This window comes from Paenibacillus sp. sgz302164 (assembly GCF_056120505.1).
In genome coordinates, this window is sequence record NZ_JBVYOL010000002.1 from 104282 (window position 1) to 126584 (window position 22303).

The 22303-nt window shown below is 49.0% G+C and carries 16 protein-coding genes; 14 read left to right on the forward strand and 2 right to left on the reverse strand.

Annotated features, from left to right (window positions below; all coding sequences use genetic code 11):
• The first annotated feature begins 82 nt into the window (after positions 1-82).
• From AC0LWT_RS04000 to AC0LWT_RS04065, 14 genes are all read left to right on the forward strand, one after another.
• Positions 83-1420 carry an ABC transporter substrate-binding protein gene (locus AC0LWT_RS04000; RefSeq protein ID WP_474679927.1) on the forward strand — a complete coding sequence of 446 codons (1338 nt, stop codon included), beginning with the start codon at positions 83-85 and terminating at the stop codon, positions 1418-1420.
• Positions 1421-1478: 58 nt separating this feature from the next.
• Positions 1479-2357 (forward strand): carbohydrate ABC transporter permease, encoded by an 879-nt coding sequence (locus AC0LWT_RS04005; protein WP_474679928.1) that lies wholly within the window; start codon positions 1479-1481, stop codon positions 2355-2357.
• A 14-nt stretch (positions 2358-2371) separates the two neighbouring features.
• A complete protein-coding gene (locus tag AC0LWT_RS04010; protein WP_474679929.1) occupies positions 2372-3187 on the forward strand; it encodes a carbohydrate ABC transporter permease in 816 nt (271 codons plus the stop codon).
• A 16-nt stretch (positions 3188-3203) separates the two neighbouring features.
• Complete coding sequence (locus AC0LWT_RS04015; protein ID WP_474679930.1) at positions 3204-3941, forward strand: amidohydrolase family protein; 738 nt, start codon at positions 3204-3206, stop codon at positions 3939-3941.
• A gap of 18 nt (positions 3942-3959) precedes the next feature.
• Complete coding sequence (locus AC0LWT_RS04020; RefSeq protein ID WP_474679931.1) at positions 3960-5075, forward strand: isocitrate/isopropylmalate dehydrogenase family protein; 1116 nt, start codon at positions 3960-3962, stop codon at positions 5073-5075.
• Positions 5075-6007, forward strand: coding sequence for a sugar phosphate isomerase/epimerase family protein (locus AC0LWT_RS04025; RefSeq protein ID WP_474679932.1), 933 nt, complete (start codon positions 5075-5077; stop codon positions 6005-6007). Before AC0LWT_RS04020 ends, AC0LWT_RS04025 begins: the two co-directional genes overlap by 1 nt.
• Positions 6004-7371: a four-carbon acid sugar kinase family protein gene (locus AC0LWT_RS04030; protein ID WP_474679933.1), complete on the forward strand. Its 1368-nt coding sequence runs from the start codon at positions 6004-6006 to the stop codon at positions 7369-7371. Before AC0LWT_RS04025 ends, AC0LWT_RS04030 begins: the two co-directional genes overlap by 4 nt.
• Positions 7372-8043: a class II aldolase/adducin family protein gene (locus AC0LWT_RS04035; RefSeq protein ID WP_474679934.1), complete on the forward strand. Its 672-nt coding sequence runs from the start codon at positions 7372-7374 to the stop codon at positions 8041-8043.
• Between the two features lie 35 nt (positions 8044-8078).
• Entirely contained in the window at positions 8079-9089 is a 1011-nt protein-coding gene (locus tag AC0LWT_RS04040) for a Gfo/Idh/MocA family protein (RefSeq protein WP_474679935.1), read from the forward strand.
• A gap of 180 nt (positions 9090-9269) precedes the next feature.
• Positions 9270-10088 carry a helix-turn-helix transcriptional regulator gene (locus AC0LWT_RS04045; RefSeq protein ID WP_474679936.1) on the forward strand — a complete coding sequence of 273 codons (819 nt, stop codon included), beginning with the start codon at positions 9270-9272 and terminating at the stop codon, positions 10086-10088.
• Between the two features lie 5 nt (positions 10089-10093).
• The gene (locus AC0LWT_RS04050; protein ID WP_474679937.1) at positions 10094-11578 is read left to right on the forward strand and encodes a sugar ABC transporter ATP-binding protein; all 1485 of its coding nucleotides are present in this window, start codon (positions 10094-10096) and stop codon (positions 11576-11578) included.
• 120 nt (positions 11579-11698) lie between these two features.
• Positions 11699-12694, forward strand: a complete 996-nt coding sequence (locus AC0LWT_RS04055) for a substrate-binding domain-containing protein (protein WP_474679938.1) — start codon at positions 11699-11701, stop codon at positions 12692-12694.
• Positions 12695-12719: 25 nt separating this feature from the next.
• A complete protein-coding gene (locus tag AC0LWT_RS04060; RefSeq protein ID WP_474679939.1) occupies positions 12720-14225 on the forward strand; it encodes a sugar ABC transporter ATP-binding protein in 1506 nt (501 codons plus the stop codon).
• A complete protein-coding gene (locus AC0LWT_RS04065; RefSeq protein WP_474679940.1) occupies positions 14225-15184 on the forward strand; it encodes an ABC transporter permease in 960 nt (319 codons plus the stop codon). The genes AC0LWT_RS04060 and AC0LWT_RS04065 overlap by 1 nt, the downstream gene beginning before the upstream one ends.
• 87 nt (positions 15185-15271) lie before the next feature.
• Here the strand turns inward: AC0LWT_RS04065 and AC0LWT_RS04070 are convergent, their stop codons facing one another.
• Positions 15272-21004, reverse strand: coding sequence for an invasin domain 3-containing protein (locus tag AC0LWT_RS04070; RefSeq protein ID WP_474679941.1), 5733 nt, complete (start codon positions 21002-21004; stop codon positions 15272-15274).
• Positions 21005-21488: 484 nt separating this feature from the next.
• Positions 21489-21962 carry a hypothetical protein gene (locus AC0LWT_RS04075; protein ID WP_474679942.1) on the reverse strand — a complete coding sequence of 158 codons (474 nt, stop codon included), beginning with the start codon at positions 21960-21962 and terminating at the stop codon, positions 21489-21491.
• Positions 21963-22303: the final 341 nt, after the last annotated feature.

A 22303-nucleotide genomic window follows, 5' to 3' on the forward strand; every position in this document is an offset into this window, starting at 1 on the left:
AAAGGGCCGGCCAATAGCTCCATGATTGCGGTTGATCGCATTTTATGCTTTCAATAATCGAAAAAAAGGGGAGGAAGTAAAATTGTTCAGAAAGAGGTTCAAGTCAACGGTATTTATGGTGCTGGCAGGTATGCTCGTATTGGCGGGCTGCTCGCCCGGCGGAGGAAATAACTCCGCGAATGAAAAAGCAAACCCCTCCAAGAGTGGTAAAGCTGTAAAGATACGCTTTGCGCATACTTGGGGCGGATCGGATGGCAAAGCTGGGGTATTCAAAGCGCAATTGGACGCATTTCGGACTCAGCATCCGGAGATCAATCTAGTTGAAGAATTTGCTCCGGGCGATGAACTGAAAACCAAGCTCAAAGTGGACATGGCCAGCAACAATACCCCGGATATATTTCTATACTGGGCGGGGGAATCGTACATGCGTCCGCTCATTGACGGCAAAGTCGCCTTGAACATGAAGGATTATTTTGCGGCAAGCAAATCGGTCAAAAAAGATCAATGGTCAGATGCAGTTTGGAAAGACACGGCAGTCGACGGCGAAGCCTATTTGGTTCCGCTCGAAACGTCAAAGGCGTTCTTCTTGTATAACAAAGAAATTTTCGACAAGTATAAGCTTCAACCGCCGAAGACCTATGAGGAATTTAAACAAGTTTCCAAGGTATTGCGTGAAAACGGTATCATCCCGCTTGCAATGGGCAGCAAAGGCTCCAACCCGGGCCATTGGTTTTATTCGGCGATCGCAACGCAATTCGCGGGCGGCGTAGAAGATGCGGAGAAAATAAGCAAAGATTATAAATTTGATACGGATGCCTTCAAGAAAGCCGCACAAATCGTCAGCGAGATGAAATCCTTGAAGATATTCCCGGATGATACGGTTGCCAACGGCGATTGGGCTCCATCTGTAGTTCCTTACAATGAAGGTAAGGCGGCGATGCTGTTCACCTTGCCATGGTCTTTGCCTAACTTGAGCAAAGAGACTACTGCAAAATCGGAATTAATAAATGTCCCTAAAATGGAAGGTGCGGTAAAAGATCCTGCGTCTTACACGATCGGGGGATATACGATGAGCTTGGTCATCAATAAAAAGTCGTTCGAAGATCCGGCCAAAAAAGATGCGATTGTCGCAGTAGCAGATGCCTTGCTGTCCGATCAAATGAACGCTGCGTTAGCCGGCGCAGGCATGATGCCTGCCAAGTCCTTGAAAACGACTGGGAACTCCCTGGATCCGTTCGCTGCCAAAGTATTCAGCTTCACGAATTCATATAGCGTTGTACCATTTACGAAATCCATGCTGCCCGGCGCGAAATCCACGGAAGCTTTCAATCGTGCCATGGATGAATTGTTTGCAGGCGTGATCAAACCGGGCGATTTTATTAATAAGGTACAGACGGCCGTTGCAGGCGAGAAGAAATAAAACAGTTTGGGGAGGGACGACATCCCTCCTAAAAAATTTATTGTAATTGGGTGATGGCATGACACAAAAACGCAGTTTATTTTCCGCTATTTTCCTTGCACCTGCCGTTTTGCTGTTTTTACTGTTTTTTATCGTGCCCGTCCTGTACTCGATTTACTACAGCATGACGGAATGGGATGCGGTACAGAAACCGGAATTTATTGGATTTGCTAACTTCACGCAGCTGCTGCACGATTCGGATTATTGGAAGACCATGAAAAATACGTTAGTAATAATCGTTCTTACGTTGACGATTAAAATTCCGGCCGCATTGATTCTGGCGTATTTATTACTCCGAATCAAGAGAGGATTTAAATTTTTCAGAACGGTTTTCTTTCTGCCGGTGGTCGTGTCGCCGATGGCGATCGGCTTGATGTTTTCCCTGATGTACAATTCGGAGGGCGGATTGCTGAATCAAATTTTAAATTTTCTTGGTTTATCCTTTCTCCAGAAAAACTGGTTGTCCGATCCGAACATTGTTCTTTATTCCGTGGCAGCACCGCAAGTATGGCAAACGATCGGTTTGTTCTTCATCATTTTCCTGGCAGCCTTGCAGAGTATTCCAAAAGAAATATTCGAAAGCTCCGAAATCGACGGCGCATCGTCGGGCCGTACTTTCTTCAGTATTGTCCTTCCTATGATGTGGGATGTTTTGCAAGTGTGTATTATTTTGGGTGTTACAGGTGCGCTGAAAACGTTCGAGCATTCCTGGGCGATTACCCAAGGGGGCCCCGGCGTTGCTTCAGCTTTTGCTTCCGTGTATTTATTCATGAAAGCATTCGCTTCCTATGAATTTGGTTATGCGAGTGCAATTTCAGTGACGATTGCTGTATATGCTTTGGTGTTTACGGTCCTGTTCAAAAAATTCTTTTCCAGCAAAGACTCTCTGGAGTACTGAAAGGTGGGTTGGCGGTGCTTCAAGCAAAGAAACCGATCAAATATGTGCTGCTTTCCGCATATAGCGTGACAACATTATTTCCGTTTTTATGGGTGTTTCTAAGCTCTTTCAAAACCAACACCGAAATTTACAGCAGTCCGTTCTCGCTGCCGAAGGTATGGCAATTAGGAAACTATGTCAAGGCATGGACCAGCGGAAATATTGGAGCAACCTTTCTTAATAGCTTCTACATTACGGTCATTTCTGTAGTGCTAATCTTACTTTTCGGAGCGATGGCTTCATATATCTTGGCGCGCGTTTATCCAAGTTTAACGATTTATACGTTTTTTGCCCTAGGAATAATGATTCCCGCACAGACCATTCTAATTCCAACCTTTTCAATCCTTAAAGAACTCAATCTGATTAATAACCATGTCGGCTTGATTCTAATGTATGTCGTTAGCAATTTAGCGCTCACGATTTTCATTTTGGTATCCTTTATGCGGACGCTGCCCAAGGAATTGGAAGAAGCGGCGATTATGGACGGCGCAGGGCGGTATCGAACCTTTTTCTCGGTCATTCTGCCGCTGTCCACGCCTGGTTTGGCGACTGTAGGCATATTGGCGCTGCTGTCCTGTTGGAATGAGTATTTGTTCGCCTACGTTCTGATTTCCAATCCGGTACTGAAAACCTTAACCCAAGGCATCTATGGGATGAAAGGCGAGTATATGACTGACTTTGGACCGATGACTGCGGGGCTGGCAATTGCTATGATTCCGGTCGTCATTTTGTATATCATATTCCAGGAAAAGGTAGTTGCCGGGATGACTGCCGGTGCAGTGAAAGGATAAGAAGGGAGGAATCCGTATGCTTTCGATTATAGATACACATGTTCATCTAGGCACCTCCAAATTTTCAGGCGTAACGACAACAGAAACAGAGTTGCTGGAATCGATGGAACGTAACGGCGTCGCGACGAGCTTGGTGATGCCCCAACCGACGCTGGAAAATATCCAGGATGTACATGAACAAATTGCCCGGCTGGCTAGTAAACACCCTGGGGAATTTTACGGAATCGCGAGTTTGGATCCGTGGATGGAGGAGGAACCCTATGTCCAGCAGCTTGAAAAGTGCGTGAAGGACCTGGGATTTATTGCGGTTAAACTGCATCCATACGGGCATAACATCTCTCCGTTGTCGGATCGCTGCAATAAAATATACGAAACTGCACGAAAGTTGAATATTCCGGTAATCGTCCATACAGGTCTGGGTACACCTTCTTCCTTGCCGTCTTTATTAATCGAACCGGCTCGAAAGTTTCCGGATGTGACCTTTATTCTTGCGCATGCAGGCTTCGCGATATACACCGATGAAGCCATCGTAGCTGCCAAAACATGCGAAAATATGATTCTGGAGCCGTCCTGGTGCCCTACGTATACGGTTGTGAAAATGATTAACGCGATCGGACATCAGAGGATGATCATGGGATCGGACCATGTCACGAACTTACCTGTGGAAATTACGAAATATCGTTCCATTGGTCTAACAGAAGCCCAGCTTGACGATATTTTTCATAACAATGCCAAGCGGATTTTTAAATTATAACATTGAGGAGCGAAGGACATGAAGGTTTATAAAATTGCGGTCCTCCCGGGAGATGGCATCGGGACGGAAATTACCGACGAGGCTTTGAAAGTATTAAAAACGGTAGAATCCCATCTAAGCAACGCACGGTTTGAATTAGAGTCTTTCGACGCCGGGGCGGAAAGATTTTTGCGGACAGGGGTTACGATGCCGGAAGACACATTCGACCATTGCAAGGCTGCAGATGTAATGCTTATGGGGGCTATCGGTTTACCGGAGGCACGTCATCCGGATGGCAGGGAAGTGAACGGCGACGTTATTTTCCGCTTGCGATTTGACTTGGATTTGTATGCGGGTGTAAGACCGGTCAAGCTTTACGAAGGCATTGTCAGTCCTCTCCGGGATGTGAGCCGGGGCATCGATTACATCATTGTAAGAGAGAACATAGAAGGTCTCTACGCTTCCCGTACAGGCGGTTGCAATGTAAGAGGCGAGGTAGCGACGGATACGATCATCATGACCAGAACCGGTATTGAGAAAATTTCCCGCTATGCATTCCGATTGGCAGAGAAAAGAAACGGACGAATCTCAGACGGAGCATCCTTGGTAACATGCGTAGATAAAGCAAACGTTCTTAGTTCCTATGCCTATTTTAGAAGTGTTTATGATAGTGTCGGCGATCAGTTTCCGAATATCGGGCGGGATTATGTGTATGTAGATGCTATGACTTTGTACCAAGTGATGAACCCGCAAATGTTTGATGTCGTCGTAGCGGAAAACATGTTTGCCGATATCATATCGGATCTTTCGTCGGCTACGGTTGGGGGACTCGGGATGGCTCCGTCTGGCGATATCGGCGATCGGCATGCATTGTTTCAACCGGCTCACGGTACAGCTCCATCCATAGCCGGCAAAAATATCGCCAACCCATACGCTATGATCTTATCGCTCTCTATGATGCTGGATTGGATCGGAGAAAAGCATGCGGATAACAGCCTTATTGCCGCGGGGCAAGGAATTGAGGAGGCTGTCAAACGAATTTTGGCAAACGGCGGAGCGAAAACGGGAGACATTGGCGGTAAAAGCAGCACTTCGGATGTCGGCAATGCGGTCGTGGAAGCATTGAATCATTCGGTGAACGAGTGGGCGAAATAATGTTTGCGCCGAGGATTGAAGAACATTTAGAGATGGGAATCATCTTCAATGCGATGTATCCGGATGCATTTCAGGAAGATGAATCTTTGCTGCAAGCGGTTGATCATGTATTGCATGACACTTACTTCCGGAGAATTGAAATTTCAGGTATTCGCAACCCCGATTCCCGAGCCAAATTCAAAAAAAGGCTCGACATCTGCCGTATGAAAAACAGCTATCTGGCACAGCCGGCGATTTTTCGAGAGCAGCTGGATTTGGGGAGCCTTGATGAAGCGGTAAGGTCGAAGGCTTTAGCACGCATGCTGAACGCTCAGGACGAAGCGGAAGCTGTCGGAGCCGATATGTTTGAAATCATCAGCGGCCCGAATATCGAAGGAAATAGAAACCTGGCAATCGAGCGATTAGCTGAATCGGTCCTTCTTCTCGGTGAGCAAGCGCAAGCGCGCAATATGAAACTTCTCGTGGAAATGTTCGACTACGATGTGGATAAGAAGCGTTTGATCGGCTCCGTGGAAGATACGGTTCGCTTATTTCAATATATGAAATCGCCGGATCATGTAAAGCTATTGTTGGATTTGAGCCATATCCCTATGGTAAGAGCCGATATCGCAGCCGCCGTCCGGGAGTTGAACCCATGGATCGGCCATGTGCATGTCGGAAACACGGTAATGCGGACTGGCGACATAAGATATGGGGACTCTCATCCTTATTTCGGGTATCATGCAGGAGAGAATGATATTGAACAACTTGTAATTTATTTCCGTTCGCTCTTGCAAGCAGGCTACATTCATGCAACCCGATCTTCCTCGGTAAGCTTCGAATTGATATGCGCGTCTACGGAGAGGCCGTCCGATCTCATTGCGAATGCCAAGCGTACGCTGCAACTGGCATGGCGTGAATTCCTTCGTGAAAGCGGGGATCGCAATTTATGACTGCTCATGAATTATGGATGGCCTTCTATGGAGATGACTTTACCGGTTCGACGGATGCGATGGAAGTGTTGGAAGGACAAGGCGTCAGGACGGTTTTGTTCATTCAACCTCCCACGAACGATATGCTGAAGGCCTTTTCCCACGTTCATTGCATAGGTGTAGCCGGTACTGCTCGTACAATGAGCCCTGCCGCGATGGACAAGGAATTGAGCCCGGTTCTGCAGCAATTACAACAATTAAATGCGCAGGTATTGCATTACAAAATGTGCTCTACCGCCGATTCTTCGCCCGAAATCGGAAGCATCGGAAAAGTCGTAGAAATCGGAAGAGAATTGTATCGCGAACAAGCTGCGATCCCCATTTTAGTGGCGGCGCCGCAGTTACGAAGGTACACGGTATTCGGAAATCATTTTGCCGCATTTCAGGGGGATGTTTATCGTCTGGACCGACATCCTTCGATGTCCAGACACCCGGTAACACCGATGAAGGAGGCCGATTTACAGCGCCATTTTTCCCTGCAAATGAATGGAACGATATCTTTATTTTCGGTATCGGACCTTGAACTTGCCGCAGATGAACGGAAAGCCTGGTGGGAGAGCTTGCTCCGGAAAGAGAAGAATGCCTTACTGCTGGATGCGCTACATGAAGGGCATATGCATTCCATCGGCGAACTGATTGGGGAAGCGTCGGAACGCCAGCCCATGTTTGTTATAGGTTCTTCAGGCATGTCTCTAGCTCTTGGCTCCTATTGGAAAGAACGATATGCATTTGAGAATCGGGTTGAACCGGACCTGGAACCGCAGCAAACCCTCGTATTGTCCGGAAGCTGTTCTCCGGTTACCAATATGCAAATCGACCAGGCAGCTGGAAACGGCTTTTGCAAAATGAAAGTAGATGTTTTGAAATTGTTGAAAGAGAATGAAAGCGATGACGCTTGTGATCGTATCCTGAAGGAAGCTAAACAATTGTGGCTGGAAGGCAGAAGCTTGATCTTGTATACCGCGGACGGACCGGAGGACAGCAGCATTAGGTTGCTGCATGACGAGCTTTCCCGGCAAGGCGTCCCCATCTCGAGCACCGGTGAAATGATTGGATGCAAAATGGGTGAAATCGGCAAACGTCTGGTCGAGATGCTTGGCATTCAGCGGGTTATTTTGGCGGGAGGAGATACTTCGGGATTTGCAGCCTTATCGATGGGGATAGAGGCGCTGGAATTGTTGCAGCGTACTGCGCCTGGCGCGCCCTTATGTCGCGGATATTCCAAAGACCCGGTTATGAACGGGATTGAGATCGCTCTGAAGGGCGGGCAGCTTGGACAGCCTGATTATTTCTTGAGAGTGGCAGACGGAAGGAGTGGCTCCTAGTTGAATGAAACGATTTTCCAAAATAAAGAGCTTGAATTAAGACAGATTTTATGCAAATTGGGCGCATATATGCTGGACAGACAGCTTGCATGGGGAAATTCCGGGAATATTAGCGCTCGTCTGTCGGAGAATAAAATGATCATTACAGGTTCCGGAACCGACTTGGGGCAGCTATCTACGACGGACCTTGTCCAAGTGGACATTGAAAAGATGGAATGGGAGGGGAATCTGAAGCCATCCAAAGAAATTCCGATGCATGCCGAAATCTATAAGCACCGGCCGGATGCCAATGCCATTCTTCATGCATCTCCTTTCTGGTCTACTTTGATGTCTTGCACGAATATACCGTATATGTCCGAGCTTTTCGTAGAATCCATGTATTATTTGGAGCGGGTAGCTTACGTTGATTACTTTCATCCCGGTTCCCGGACGCTGGGGGCGGCTGTCGGGGAGAAAAGCAAGCAGGCCAATATTATCATCCTAAGAAATCACGGCGTGATCGTCTTCGATACGAGCGTCAAGGAAGCGAGAATGGCGCTTGAGACACTGGAGATGGCAAGCCGAATGATCATTACGGCACGAACAGGCGATATTTCGCTGCAAACATTATCTTCTGATGTGGCGGCGGATTTCTTGGATAATGCGGGTTATAAGCCGCGTAGAACTTTTTGAATAGCTAACAATCGGATTGGGGAAGGATTGGAAAGATGGAGAGGAAAAAGACATACCGAGGGGTTATTATTGGAGCAGGTCACTTTTCCGATGTGCAGCTGGAAGCTTGGCAATCCGTTTCCGGCGCGGAAATGGTTGCGATTTATGACATTGATGCTGCGAAAGCGGAGCATCTCGCCGATAAATACGGCATTCGTAGTTTTCAAGATTTTAATCGGATGATAACGGAAGTTAAGCCGGATTTTATAGATATTTGTACACCGCCTGCGTCTCATTTTGAATATGTTCGATATGCGGCTGATTTGGGACTGCCCATTTTGTGTCAAAAGCCTCTTGCACCAACGCTCGCAGAAAGCGAGGAATTGGTCCATTATGCGGCAGAACGCAATGTTCCGCTGATGGTGAACGAAAATTGGCGCTGGCAGCCATGGTATCGTCATATCAAAAAAATGATGGACGAGGGACAGCTCGGCGACGTTTATTATGCCTATTTTCATATGCGTCCAGGCGATGGATGGGGCAATGACCCGTATCCCGTTCAACCCTACTTCAAACAAATGGAAAAGTTTCTGATGTTTGAAACGGGAATTCACTTTATCGATACTTTTCGGTTTTTGTTCGGAGAAATAAACAACGTATATTGTCAATCCCGGAGGATTAATCCGGTTATCCGCGGAGAAGATTTGGCCATTATGTTCGCTAATTTTAAAAATGGCATTCTTGCCGTTTACGATGCAAATCGGGTCGCCTACACAACTATTAACCGGTCCCCAACCTACGGCTGCATGATGATCGAAGGCACGGAAGGAAAGCTCCGGCTTGATGAGGAAGGACGCATCTTCCTGACAAATAGAGGTGGCGCAGAGCAAGAGTATGTATATGAAATTAGCGAAGGCTATAAAGGTGGAAGCGCGATCGCTGCTCAGCAGCACTTTGTAGACTGCCTTTCGTCAGGAGGAGGATTTGAGACTTCCGGCTTGGATTATTTGACTAATATGCGAATTCTATTCTCATGTTATGAATCCATGCAGTCAAACGCCATGTAGCGTTTGAACGGGAGACATATAGCGGCAGGAACCGGGGATTGCACCCGGTTCTTTTTTTTAACAAAATACCGAAATAATTTTGCCCATTTTGCTGATTGTATGCAGAGTTTGAATCCGATAAGATAAATTGAAAACGTTTTAGGTACCAGCATTTGTCGAATTTTGAGGGGGGAGAAACGGTTGGGCGAACAACAAAAGCTATTCATCGATCCGCCGGCTCTCCTTTCCATCAAGCTGATTACGGAGAATGACAGCTTTCCTGTCCCTATTCGTACTCAGGAATATGCCTCTCTTTTTTATGTGAAGGAAGGATATTGTACGGGTATGAACGATCATGCCAGCTATGCTCTGAAGAGCGGAGAAGTGCTGCTGATTCACCCGAGAAGCGAGATGAAGCTGCATGCGGCGGATTCTCTACCATTTAAAGGAATCCTTGTCTCAATAGGAATTCATATCAACGGCAGATCGAAGGGGAGTCTGGTCGAGCAAGAAGGGCGTCCCGTACTTGCCTTAGGTATAGAACGTCAAGCCGTTGAAAATTACTTGGAAACGATTCGCCGGGAATTTGAGAACTTCCATTTGGGCTCTTCCGAAATGATCAGCAGCAGCCTGCAATCGCTTGCAGTTATATTAATCCGGCAATGGGAAAGGCCGCATCAAGCAAATACAGCATCGTTAGGTCAACTGGTGAAGGGATATATCGAGGCTCATTTTGAGAAGGAATTGACGTTAGCTGAGCTGGCCAAGTTGGTTCATGTGAGCCCGCATCATTTAGCTCATGTTTTTAAGGATGAAACCGGAATGGCTCCCATTCGATATGTCATTCACTGCCGCATTGAAGAAGCGAAAAAGTTATTGACGAGTACCGATATGAAGGTTTATGAGATTGCAGAAAGAATCGGTTACCCTAACTTGACCCATTTCAATCAAATTTTCAAAAAAATGTCGGGATTGTCGCCCAGAGAATTTCGCAAAAGTCGGGATAACCGAAAGGGGTGATTGCCTTGCTCAAGCTAAAATCCATAAGTAAAAAATTTCTTAATGTAAAAGCGCTTGAAAAGGTTGACTTCGAGTTGGCGCCAGGTGAAATACATGCGCTCATCGGTCCGAACGGGGCGGGAAAATCGACCTTAATGAAAATATTGACGGGTATTATTCAACCCGATGAAGGACAAATCGAGCTGGACAATGCCCCTATTCAAATCAGATCGATACAGGATGCACAATCGTTGGGGATTGCCATGCTGCAGCAAGAACCTGTGTTGGTACCCGATTTAAGCGTGAGTGAGAACATTTTTCTTGGGGTGGAGCCGTGCATGGTCGGCCTCCTTCCACGCTTTCGTTATATGAAAAATGAAAGCCGAAGTCTGCTCAAAATGCTGGGATTTTCCGTTCACCCGAGTACTCTGGTAAGAGACCTGACTTTCAGTCAACGGTCTATTGTTGCCATCGCAAAAGCTTTAGCTGTCAAATCAAAAATTTTGATCATGGATGAACCGACATCCTACTTGTCCGGTATAGAAAGCGCGAGGATGTTCGACGTGATACGAAAGCTGAAGGAACAGTCGGTTTCCGTCGTGTTTATTACGCATCGCATTAAAGAAATTTTGGAATATTGCGACCGCGTAACGATCATGCGCGATGGCAGCAGGGTGCTCACAACCGATATCAAAGGTATGACGCATGAGCATTTGGTTCAATTGATGCTCGGTCATCACTTCGAGGATTACTTTCCCCCTATTTTGGAGGGAGAGGGTGAACCCTTATTTGAAGTGAAGGGGTTAACCAAAAGGCCGCATTTTTACGATGTGAACTTGAAGCTGCATGAAGGTGAAATTTTGGGAGTGGCGGGTCTGGTCAGTTCCGGCAAATCGGAATTGGCGAGAGCGCTGTTTGGACAAGACAAGAACGTGAGCGGGTCGGTGTTATGGAAAGAAGAACAGATTCGTTACAAGGATATTTTGAATTCAAAGGCGTTTCGTATTGGGCTGGTCCACCAAAATCGGATGGAGGAAGGATTGTTCCACGAAATGGGTGTGAAAAGCAACCTGACCATATCCGCATTAGACAAGATGCTGAAAGGCCGGCTGTTAAGCCCGAGGCGCGAGCTGGATGCAGCATTGGATACGGTAATTGACCTGGGCATTAAGGTAGATTACATGAATCAAGAGGTTCGATATTTAAGCGGGGGCAGTCAACAAAAGGTCATGCTCGGGAAGTGGCTCGTATCGGAATGCGATCTTATTATCCTTGACGAGCCGACCAGGGGGATTGATATGGGGAGCAAGGGTGAAATCTATGCTGCGATTCACGAGCTGGCGGCGGAAGGGAAGGGCATTATTGTTTTTTCCTCCGATGTACCGGAGTTACTCGGATTATGTACAAGGATAGCTGTCATGTATGAGGGTACGATGGTTGCGGAATTGCATCGTAATGAAGCGACGGAAGAGAACATATACAGGCTTGCTACAGGATCTCCGCTTGAGTAAAGTATATCGCAAAAAACCATAAGGATGGCGCAAGATACAGTCTGTGAATTCGCTTCCAAATCCCGGAAAATGGAACGTGTAAGCGAGATTCAAACATTCATAATTTGGGAGGGTACAGCAATGAAAATGGTGAAAAAAGGGGTCGTCGCCATCCTGGCGCTCGTTATGATGTTGGCGCTGGCTGCTTGCGGAGGAAACAATGAGAACAATGCCAAAGGTGCTGGCGGTAATTCTTCCGGCGAAAATAATAAGGCCGGCAAAAAAGTGATCGGCATGTCGTTCCCGGCTGCCGACCATGGATGGCTGGGCGCCATCATCAGCAATGCGAAGGATGAAGCCAAGGCTCAAGGGATCGAGTATGTCATTACGACAGCAGCCGATCCGAACAAGCAAACGAACGACATTGAGGATCTGATCTCCAAGAAAGTCAATGCGATTGTGCTGCTGCCGATCGAAAGTGACGCGATAACGCCTGCCGCGGCGAAGATCAAGGCGGCGGGCATTCCTTTGATCATAGTGGACAGGGAAATCAACAGCGATAATTTTACTGCTTTAATTAAAGGCGACAATAAAGGAATCGGGAGAGGCGCAGGGAAATATTTGTCGGAAGTTCTGGGAGGAAAAGGGAAGATTGTTGAAATCATCGGTGTACCTTCAAGTGTAACGACAATGAGAAGCGAAGGCTTTAAAGAAGCGATCAAAGATTACCCGGGCATGGAGATTATCTCAAGCCAGCCCGGTGATTTTCAGAAGGAAAAATCGCTGAACGTGATGCAAAACATACTGCAAGCTCAACCGCAAATCGACGCTGTATTTACTCATGATGACGAGATGGCTCTTGGCGTACTGCAAGCGGTTAAAGAAGCCAACCGCACCGATATTAAAGTGATCACCGGGACAGGCGGAAACAAGGAAGTGTACAAAATGATTCAAGACGGCAACAGTCTGATCAAGGCAACCTTTGAATATTCGCCTCTGATGGTTAAAGATGCGGTAAAAACAGCTGTGAAAATCTTGAATGGCGACAGTCCCGCAAATAAAGTGATCACATTGGAAGCGAACCGAATAACGAAGGACAATGTGAATCAATATTACGATCCGAATGCCAACTACTGATTACATGCAATGCGGGGAGAAGCGGATGAAGGAACATGTACTGCAGATGCTGGATATCTACAAATCGTTTAATCAAGTTCCCGTTCTGAAAGGCGTTGAACTGCTTGTCCAAAAGGGCGAAATTCACGCTTTGTTAGGTGAGAATGGGGCCGGCAAGTCCACATTGATGAATATTTTGGGCGGCGTATTGCAGCCGGATCGGGGAGATGTGGCCGTTCAGGGGGAGAAGGCTCATTTCGCGAATCCTCGGGCATCGAAGCAGAAGGGGATCAGCTTTATACATCAGGAGCTGAATGTCGTTGCCGATTTGAAGGTATATGAAAATATGTTTCTAGGCAATGAATTGACGAACCGGTTTGGCTTCTTAAATGTAGCTGATATGTGCAGTAAAACGACGGAAACACTCCATCGAATGGGAATCGAGATCGACCCAAGAAAATATGTCAGAGACATCGGAGCATCTTATAAGCAAATTATTGAGATCGCTCGGGCTTTATTGGATAATGCGAGGATCATCATCATGGATGAACCGACGACATCCTTAACCGAGCACGAAGTTGAGAGTCTCATGCGAATCATGCGCACATTGAAGGAATCCGGAGTAAGCATCATCTATATTTCACACAAGCTAAAAGAAATATTTCAAATTTGCGACCGATTCACGGTACTGCGCGATGGTTATGTAGCGGGTACAGGAGATATCCGGGATGCCGATGAGGAAAGCATTACGAAGCTGATGGTCGGGAAAACGGTGGGCGGAATCGAGTATTACCGGCAAAGGAATATAGGCGCGGAAGCGTTGAGTGTGAAACAGCTAAGCTGCGGCCGGATTTTCAAAAATATTCATTTTTCCGTGCATAAAGGTCAAATTCTCGGCTTTGTCGGTTTGGCCGGCGATGGAAGAACGGAGTTGTTTGAAAGCATTTTTGGATTCCGAAATAAAACGAAGGGTACGATTTCCGTCAATGGCGTTCCTCGCCATATAAAAAATACCAGACAGGCTTTGCAAGCGGGAATTGGCTTCGTTCCAAAGGATAGAAAAGAAAATGCCATCATTAAGGATATGAACGTGTTGCAAAATATGAGCATCTCTGCACTGGATCATTTTTCGCGGAGCGGTTTGATTAGATCGAAAGAAGAAAAAGCGAAATTTGCTGAATATCAAGAGATGTTGAACATTAAAGTGACCGACCCCAGTGTCCTGATTACCGCACTTAGCGGAGGAAACCAGCAAAAGGTCATTCTTGCGAAATGGCTTGAGGTTGATTCAGACATTCTCGTGTTCGATCAGCCAACGCAGGGGATCGACGTCGGAGCGAAGAGCGAAATTTATCATTTGATTATGGGGTTGGCGGAAAAGGGCAAGGCCATTATTCTTTTATCGTCTGAAGTTCCCGAGCTGCAGAAGCTTTGCGATGAAGTGAAGGTCATGTACCAAGGCGAGATCGCAGCCACACTGTGCAGAGATGAAATTACTGAAGAAGCGGTAATGCTTTATGCGACCGGCGCCAAAAGAGAGGGAATAGCATAATGAACCTGAATAGTAGGACTCAACCTTTTATGCGTCACATGAACTGGTTATGGTCGGAATATAGCGTAATCATCGCCTTTGTAGTGATCGTTCTGTTCGCAGTCGTCGTGAATGGAGGAGATTTTGCTTCATATAACAACCTGGTAAATATTTTGCGCCAAGTTTCCATTATTGGGATTATTTCGCTAGGCATGTCGGTGGTGATGCTATCCGGGGGCATTGATCTTTCTGTCGGTGCGGTTCTTGCCTTTATCGGGGCCATTACGATCATTATACTGAACGATACGGGAAGCATTCCCATCGCATTATTGACAGCGCTCGGGGCGGGGGCGGCCATCGGATTCCTTAATGGAATCATGATTACCAAGGGGAAGATTGCTTCATTCATCGCTACTCTCGGTGTCATGGCTGCAGCCAGGTCGTTAGGGCTCTACATAGCGAATGGCGGGAGCATTGCCGGGAAAGTCAAGGGTTACACCTTGATCGCGAACAATGAGCTTTTTGGCATCTCATATCCGATCATCATTTTCCTGGCGGTTACCATTGTGATTTATGTACTCTTGCATAAAACCAAATTCGGCAGATATGTTTACGCCATTGGCAGCAATGAACGGGCGGCGCTGCTTTCCGCGATTCGGGTCGATCGGGTGAAGATCGGCGTATACATGCTATGCAGCATACTTGTGGGATTGGCTGCCGTTATCGAATCCTCAAGACTGAACTCCATATCCTCCGCAAGCTCGGGATTATCGTACGAATTGGATGCCATTGCAGCTGTTATTATCGGCGGCACCCGAATGACAGGCGGGCGCGGCAAGGTCATCGGCACATTTTTCGGAATTTTGATCCTGGGCATTTTAAATAATATGATGAATCTGATAGGCGTGTCGCCTTATCTTCAAGGTCTGGTTAAAGGGCTAATTATCATTATTGCCGTGCTGCTGCAAAAGAAAGATTAGAAGCGGAAGGGGTTTTTCCATAAATTGCTGAGGATAGTCAAGATGACCATACATCTAAAAGACGAGCCGTCCGGCTCGTCTTTTGTTTCATTTTTTTTCATTGATTAATCTTGCTTTTAATAGCACCCGGTAAAGGAGCACGGTCGTCTCGGCACGAGTCAATGACTTTTGAGGACGCAGCTCATGTCCATACCCCTTCACCAGACCCTCTTTAATAGCTGTACGCATCGCATCGCGCGCCCAGTCGCCAATTTGATGGCTATCGGCGTAGGCGGTTAAATCCGTTTGCTTACCGGGAGTTATCGAAGCGGCATTGGCCAGTCGCAGTGCTCGAAAGAACGTTACGATCGCTTCTTGGCGCGATACCTCCTGATTTGGACCAAACGTTCCATCTTCGAAGCCATCCATAATTCCGTATTCTTTAACTGCTGCAACAGCGCCGCTGTACCAGCTCGACTTGGCTACGTCCCGGAAAACGGCGTAATCTCCTTTTTCCGGCAAACCCAACGCCCTTGCAAGCAAAGAAGCGAGCTCTGCGCGAGTGATAGCAGTTTCAGGAGCGAATCGGGTTCCATCTACACCATGTACGATCATTCTGCTATTCATATCGCCAATTTCAGCTTGGGCCCAGTGTCCTTGAACGTCTGTTAATTGGGACGGTTTGTATACCAGTACAAAAGCGCTGTTCGAGAAACTGCGAATAACGGCGGCCTGCCGACCATCTACTTTGGTAAATTCCGTCGGCACCGGACGCACATCGGGCTTCCGATCCCAAGCCATGGCCGTTGAAACCGTTCCGACATCCGTCGGCAAGTAAATGATCCTCTCCACATAACGGCTGAAGCTGGAAATCTCTTTTGTCTCGCCATGACGCGTTACATGCACATTAAAATAAATCGGACCCGCCGCCAACCGGAAACCGCCTTTATTTACCGCATCCTGCAGTCCAAGTATCGCTTCGTCATTGCCACGCCCGATCGTTATTTGAGCTTCCGTATCGTTCGTCCAATCCGATTCCCGGTTTACGATCTCAGAAAGCGGCAGGCGATATTGGCCGTGTTGTGTTTTTAAAGCAATGACAGTTGCTTTCTCAGCAATGAGCGTGACAGCTTTGCCGGGAAGCCGTAGAGTTATTTTGTCCGCCACATCCTCAACCGCAATCGATAGATTCGCTTGAATTGCGGCAGATAACGGGTCAAGCGCTCTGTTTAGAATGTCTGTATCTAATAGAATATCGATGAATTTCAATCCATTCGCATCTATTTGAACCGAGGCTTTCACGGAAACCTTTTTGTCATTTATCCCTATCAGAAGCCAATTGTCCGGAAACGAATCGCTCGAAAGATTTGCAGCGCCTGAAGGACTAGTTGAACCGGAACTAGAACCGGAACCGGGAAGGGAATTGGAGCTTTCGGTTGAACGAATCACGTTGAGGGTATACGTTTTAGTTGAACCGTCTTGAGCTTTGACAATGACCTCGAACGTGTTTTGGCCCGTTACAAGCGGATATTCATCTGTAATCGAATGGCTTGCTACCTGCAATCCGTTCACATAGACGGCGGAATAAACATCCGAGGTTGTCAGCATCATTTTCAAACCGAATACCGAATGATTTACATTCAACGTATAGTTCGTAATCCCCGGATTAAAATCAAACTTCGCCGCCCCACCCAAGCCTGTAAGCTGCCAGCCGGTCAAGTTCGCATTGCCGCTCAAAGGAACGATGTTCGTAACCTCGATCAGGCTGACGTTCGCATTGCCGGCCGCATCTGCCACATAGACCGAATAAATCCCGTTCTTTTGCACGGTAAAACGGTCCGTGATTTCCACACCCATCTTATCGAAATCGGCGATCGAACGTCTTCCTGCCGCCCATTTGACCGACGAAACGCTATTGAATTCACCGTATACGGATGCAGTAACCGTTATGGTCACACTCCCAAAGGTTGGGCCGGCAGGATCCTCTTGCAGTCGGATACCCGGAGGCTGATCGTAAGTAAACATAATCTCCACGGTTTGATCTAGCGATAGTCCGCTTGCTTCTACTTTTGCAAAATAAACAACGTTCTCCGCTTCAGTATTGCTCACCGTGTAGGCAGCTATGCCATCCGCATTGGTTACTCCGTAAACTGCCTGGATGATCGACCGTCCGTTTTTCGCTTGAAGACTCACTCGTTTGTCGGCTAGCGGATGACCGTCTGCGTCCTTGAGCGTTACAAAGATCGAAGCGGTGCTTTTGCCATCTGCCCGAACGACCAGATCGCTTGCGGTGAGCGTTGAGTGAGATGCGCTCATGTCTCTCTCCATGAATTGTACGCTGGCCGTCGACGTTATCGCGCTGCCGCCGACCGATGCGCTGATCGTCGCCGTACCTATCGTCGTCGGAGCCGTGAGCGTCGCCGTGTAGGAGCCGTCGGCGTTATCTGACACGGCGCTCAGCGTGCCTAGCGTCGAGTTGATGACGACCGCCGACCCTCCGGTCGACAAAGCGTGTCCCTGCGCGTCCTTCAACTTGACGGTCACCACCGTCTGGCTTGTCCCGTCAGCGGCAAGCGAAGCGCTGTCTGCATCGACAGTGCTGTTCGCCGCCGACGGCGCGCCCGGCAAGAACTGAACGCTGGCCGTCGACGCTATCGCGCTGCCGCCGACCGATGCGCTGATCGTCGCCGTACCTATCGTCGTCGGAGCCGTGAGCGTCGCCGTGTAGGAGCCGTCGGCGTTATCCGACACGGCGCTTAGCATGCCTAGCGTCGAGTTGATGACGACCGCCGACCCTCCGGTCGACAAAGCATGTCCCTGCGCGTCCTTAAGCCTGACGGTCACCACCGTCTGGCTTGTCCCGTCGGCGGTAAGCGAAGCGCTGCCCGCATCGACAGTGCTGTTCGCCGCCGACGGTGCGCCCGGCACGAACTGAACGCTCGCCGTCGCTGGTATCGCGCTGCCGTCGACCGTTGCGCTGATCGTCGCCGTACCTATCGTCGTCGGAGCCGTGAGCGTCGCCGTATAGGAGCCGTCGGCGTTATCCGACACGGAGCTCAGCGTGCCAAGTGTCGAGTTGATGACGACCGCCGACCCTCCGGTCGACAAAGCATGTCCCTGAGCGTCCTTCAGCTTGACGGTCACCGTCGTCTGGCTTGTCCCGTCAGCGGTAAGCGAAGCGCTGTCTGCATCGACAGTGCTGTTCGCCGCCGACGGCGCGCCCGGCACGAACTGAACGCTGGCCGTCGACGTTATCGCACTGCCGTCGACCGATGCGCTGATCGTCGCCGTACCTATCGTCGTCGGAGCCGTGAGCGTCGCCGTATAGGAGCCGTCGGCGTTATCCGACACGGCGCTCAGCGTGCCAAGTGTCGAGTTGATGACGACCGCCGACCCTCCGGTAGTCAAAGCATGTCCCTGAGCGTCCTTCAGCCTGACGGTCACCGTCGTCTGGCTTGTCCCGTCAGCGGTAAGCGAGGCGCTGCCCGCGTCGACAGTGCTGTTCGCCGCCGACGGCGCGCCCGGCACGAACTGAACGCTGGCCGGCGACGTTATCGCACTGCCGTCGACCGATGCGCTGATCGTCGCCGTACCTATCGTCGTCGGAGCCGTGAGCGTCGCCGTATAAGTGCCGTCGGCGTTATCCGACACGGCGCTTAACGTGCCTAGCGTCGAATTGATGACGACCGCCGACCCTCCGGTCGACAAAGCATGTCCCTGAGCGTCCTTCAGCCTGACGGTCACCGTCGTCTGGCTTGTCCCGTCAGCGGTAAGCGAAGCGCTGCCCGCATCGACAGTGCTGTTCGCCGCCGACGGTGCGCCCGGCACGAACTGAACGCTAGCCGTCGCTGGTATCGCGCTGCCGCCGACCGATGCGGTGATCGTCGCCGTACCTATCGTCGTCGGAGCCGTGAGCGTCGCCATGTAGGAGCCGTCGGCGTTATCCGACACGGCGCTTAACGTGCCTAACGTCGAGTTGATGACGACCGCCGACCCTCCGGTCGACAAAGCATGTCCCTGAGCGTCCTTCAGTTTGACGGTCACCACCGTCTGGCTTGTCCCGTCAGCGTTAAGCGAAGCGCTGCTCGCTTCGATAGTGCTGTTCGCCGCCGACGGCGCGCCCGGCACGAACTGAACGCTGGCCGTCGCTGGTATCGCACTGCCGCCGACCGATGCGCTGATCGTCGCCGTACCTATCGTCGTCGGAGCCGTGAGCGTCGCCGTATAGGTGCCGTCGGCGTTATCTGACACGGCGCTTAGCGTGCCTAGCGTCGAGTTGATGACGACCGCCGACCCTCCGGTTGTCAAAGCATGCCCCTGAGCGTCCTTCAGCTTGACGGTCACCGTCGTCTGGCTTGTCCCGTCAGCGGTAAGCGAAGCGCTGTCTGCATCGACAGTGCTGTTCGCCGCCGACGGCGCGCCCGGCACGAACTGAACGCTGGCCGTCGATGCAATCGCGCTGCCGCCGACCGATGCGCTGATCGTCGCCGTACCTATCGTCGTCGGAGCCGTGATCGTCGCCGTATAGGTGCCGTCGGCATTATCCGACACGGAGCTCAGCGTGCCCAACGTCGAGTTGATGACGACCGCCGACCCTCCGGTCGACAAAGCACGTCCCTGAGCGTCCTTCAGCTTGACGGTCACCGTCGTCTGGCTTGTCCCGTCGGCGTTAAGCGAAGCGCTGCCCGCATCGACAGTGCTGTTCGCCGCCGACGGCGCGCCCGGCACGAACTGAACGCTGGCCGTCGACGCTATCGCACTACCGCCGACCGTTGCGCTAATCGTCGCCGTACCTATCGTCGTCGGAGCCGTGAGCGTCGCCGTATAGGTACCATTTCTATTGTCCGTCACAGGGCCAAGCGTACCTAACGTCGGAGTGATGGCGACCGCCGACCCTCCGGTCGTCATGGCTCGTCCCTGAGCGTCCTTCAGCTTGACGGTCACCGCCGTCTGACTTGTCCCGTCAGCGGTAAGCGAAGTGCTGCCCGCTTCAACTGAGCTGTTCGCCGCCGACGGCGGGCCCGGCACGAACTGAACGCTGGCCGTCGACGCTATCGCACTACCGCCGACCGTTGCGGTGATCGTCGCCGTACCGACCGTGGCCGAAGCAGTGATCGTCGCCGTGTAGGTACCGTTATTGTTGTCCGTTACGGGGCCAACCGTCCCCGCCGTCGAAGTGATGGTGACAGGCAGCCCCCCGGTCTTCCAATCGTTGCCCTGCGCATCCTTCAACCTCACGGTAACTGTCGTCTTACTTGTCCCATTGGCTGCGAGACTGGACTGCGCGCTGTAAACCTTACTCTCCTCCAAGGATAACGAATAATCCGGAATCATGTAGGTCCTGAAGGCAAGGTCATATCCCGCAACAAAGGAGTATCCTCGTTTATAAGGATCGCCAGTACTGCCGTACCATTCAAAACCCGTAGTGCTTCCTCCATTTTCCGAAGAAACAACCATTCTATACAACGTAGCTTTCTTCAAATAAGGCGGCGCTCCTGAGAAATCGACCGTTATCCAGCCTGCACTGTACGACGTCAATTGTGCTGTAGCAAGCGGTGTTGCGAGATTATCGTTCTTATAAATACTCACCTTTATTGCGCCGGGCGATCCGGAAATATTATCTATCCATAGATCGATCTTATTGAGCTCGCCCGTAATAGCCGGGGTAAAAGTTTGATGACGGGGGGAATCGCGATTTACTACCCATACATTTCCTGCCTTATTTGCCTGCTCTTGATCTAAAACAGGCGAATCCGCAGCAAATCCATTCCCGCCGGGAGCCACTCCTAAAATAAGCACGAATACAAGAATCCACCGCTTATTTTGATTCGAGCCTTTCATCCATATCCTCCGTTCTTGCCCTCGATGTTACAGACTTTTGCATTTCAATTACCCTCAGCCAAGCCCCCGGTTATTCTCGGAAACACCCCGCGCTTACCGCTGCCATTATTCGACAAAATCAAGCATCTGCGTTCCTCCAAAAGTTTTCCGGCATATTTTTTCGCTCCGCAACACACCCGCTCCCCTCTATATTGTACCGCGTCCAGATCTACGAAATGGAACTTTTTCTATAATTTTGAGAAAAACCTGTATCGTTAAAAAAATGTTTGTTTATGTCGTTTTTTGTCAATAAATTCAAGGACTTTCTTTACAATAGAATGTAGTTGGACTTCTGTCAAGATAGAGGGTGCAATCTGAGAGAAAAGCTTTGGGCTATGCGGTGAATCGCACGGATGGCGGCTAAGTGATGAACTTGAAGAACACGACGAAAACCGCAACAAAAAAACTGGGTGATCCCAAGCCCAGTTTTTTTGAAAAATGTTAATTAGTTAGTGGCGGCAAGAGTGATATCATCTGTGTTGTAATTGAGGATGTCTTTATTGCTTTGAATCAAGTTTGGCAAGTTTAAACCGCCACCGCCGTTGATTCCGAATTGGCTGCCAATTTTGTAAGTAGCATAAGTTTTTACAAGATTTCCCGAAGCATCATATTGATAAACGATTGCGGGAATGTTCGGAGAGTGGTCAGAGTAGAGAACTTGACCGTCATGACGAAATACTTGTTTGCCGTCTTTTGCAGCAGAGGTGTCAAATGTTTGTTTATCGACAATAAGAAGGCTGTATTTTGTTCCCGTTTCATTTTGGCCAAACACGTAATATTGAGTCTCCAAATTGACTTTGGAGGCAATAGCGCTATTCAACCATTGCGGAGCCGTTGTTGTACTGGCACTTGCCATACCTGGAAGAACCAACAATAGGATTGCAGTCAGTGCTAAAAATAGATGAGTGATTTTTTTCATACTTTCTCTCCTTTGCCATTTGGGTATGTATGTATCCAAAACAGCTTAGCCATTTTGGTGGGATCACAATTGCCGGATTAAAAACGAATTCAAGAATGATATGAAATAATAATAGGACAAAAGTTGGTAATTTTCGACAGTATTTGTTGTTAGAATGTGTCAAATTATTGGCTTAATTGTCGTCCTTTGTTAAATATTGGCTGTTTTTAAATTATAAATCAGATTATGATCTGTATGCAATGCAAAATTTCACTGCTGTTTAAAGAAATTGAGTTCGCCGGTGTTATTTTTTGCGGAAATCAATTATGCATCGCTTACATTTGCCTTTTGCGTGAGAAAGC

Excerpts from the sequence above, each read along its gene's own strand:
- AC0LWT_RS04060 (WP_474679939.1), top strand. The coding sequence starts at position 12,720 with ATGAAGGAACATGTACTGCAGATGCTGGATATCTACAAATCGTTTAAT.
- AC0LWT_RS04005 (WP_474679928.1), top strand. The coding sequence starts at position 1,479 with ATGACACAAAAACGCAGTTTATTTTCCGCTATTTTCCTTGCACCTGCC.
- AC0LWT_RS04040 (WP_474679935.1), top strand. The coding sequence starts at position 8,079 with ATGGAGAGGAAAAAGACATACCGAGGGGTTATTATTGGAGCAGGTCAC.
- AC0LWT_RS04025 (WP_474679932.1), top strand. The coding sequence starts at position 5,075 with ATGTTTGCGCCGAGGATTGAAGAACATTTAGAGATGGGAATCATCTTC.
- AC0LWT_RS04070 (WP_474679941.1), bottom strand. The coding sequence starts at position 21,004 with ATGAAAGGCTCGAATCAAAATAAGCGGTGGATTCTTGTATTCGTGCTT.
- AC0LWT_RS04030 (WP_474679933.1), top strand. The coding sequence starts at position 6,004 with ATGACTGCTCATGAATTATGGATGGCCTTCTATGGAGATGACTTTACC.
- AC0LWT_RS04015 (WP_474679930.1), top strand. The coding sequence starts at position 3,204 with ATGCTTTCGATTATAGATACACATGTTCATCTAGGCACCTCCAAATTT.
- AC0LWT_RS04065 (WP_474679940.1), top strand. The coding sequence starts at position 14,225 with ATGAACCTGAATAGTAGGACTCAACCTTTTATGCGTCACATGAACTGG.
- AC0LWT_RS04055 (WP_474679938.1), top strand. The coding sequence starts at position 11,699 with ATGAAAATGGTGAAAAAAGGGGTCGTCGCCATCCTGGCGCTCGTTATG.
- AC0LWT_RS04020 (WP_474679931.1), top strand. The coding sequence starts at position 3,960 with ATGAAGGTTTATAAAATTGCGGTCCTCCCGGGAGATGGCATCGGGACG.
- AC0LWT_RS04075 (WP_474679942.1), bottom strand. The coding sequence starts at position 21,962 with ATGAAAAAAATCACTCATCTATTTTTAGCACTGACTGCAATCCTATTG.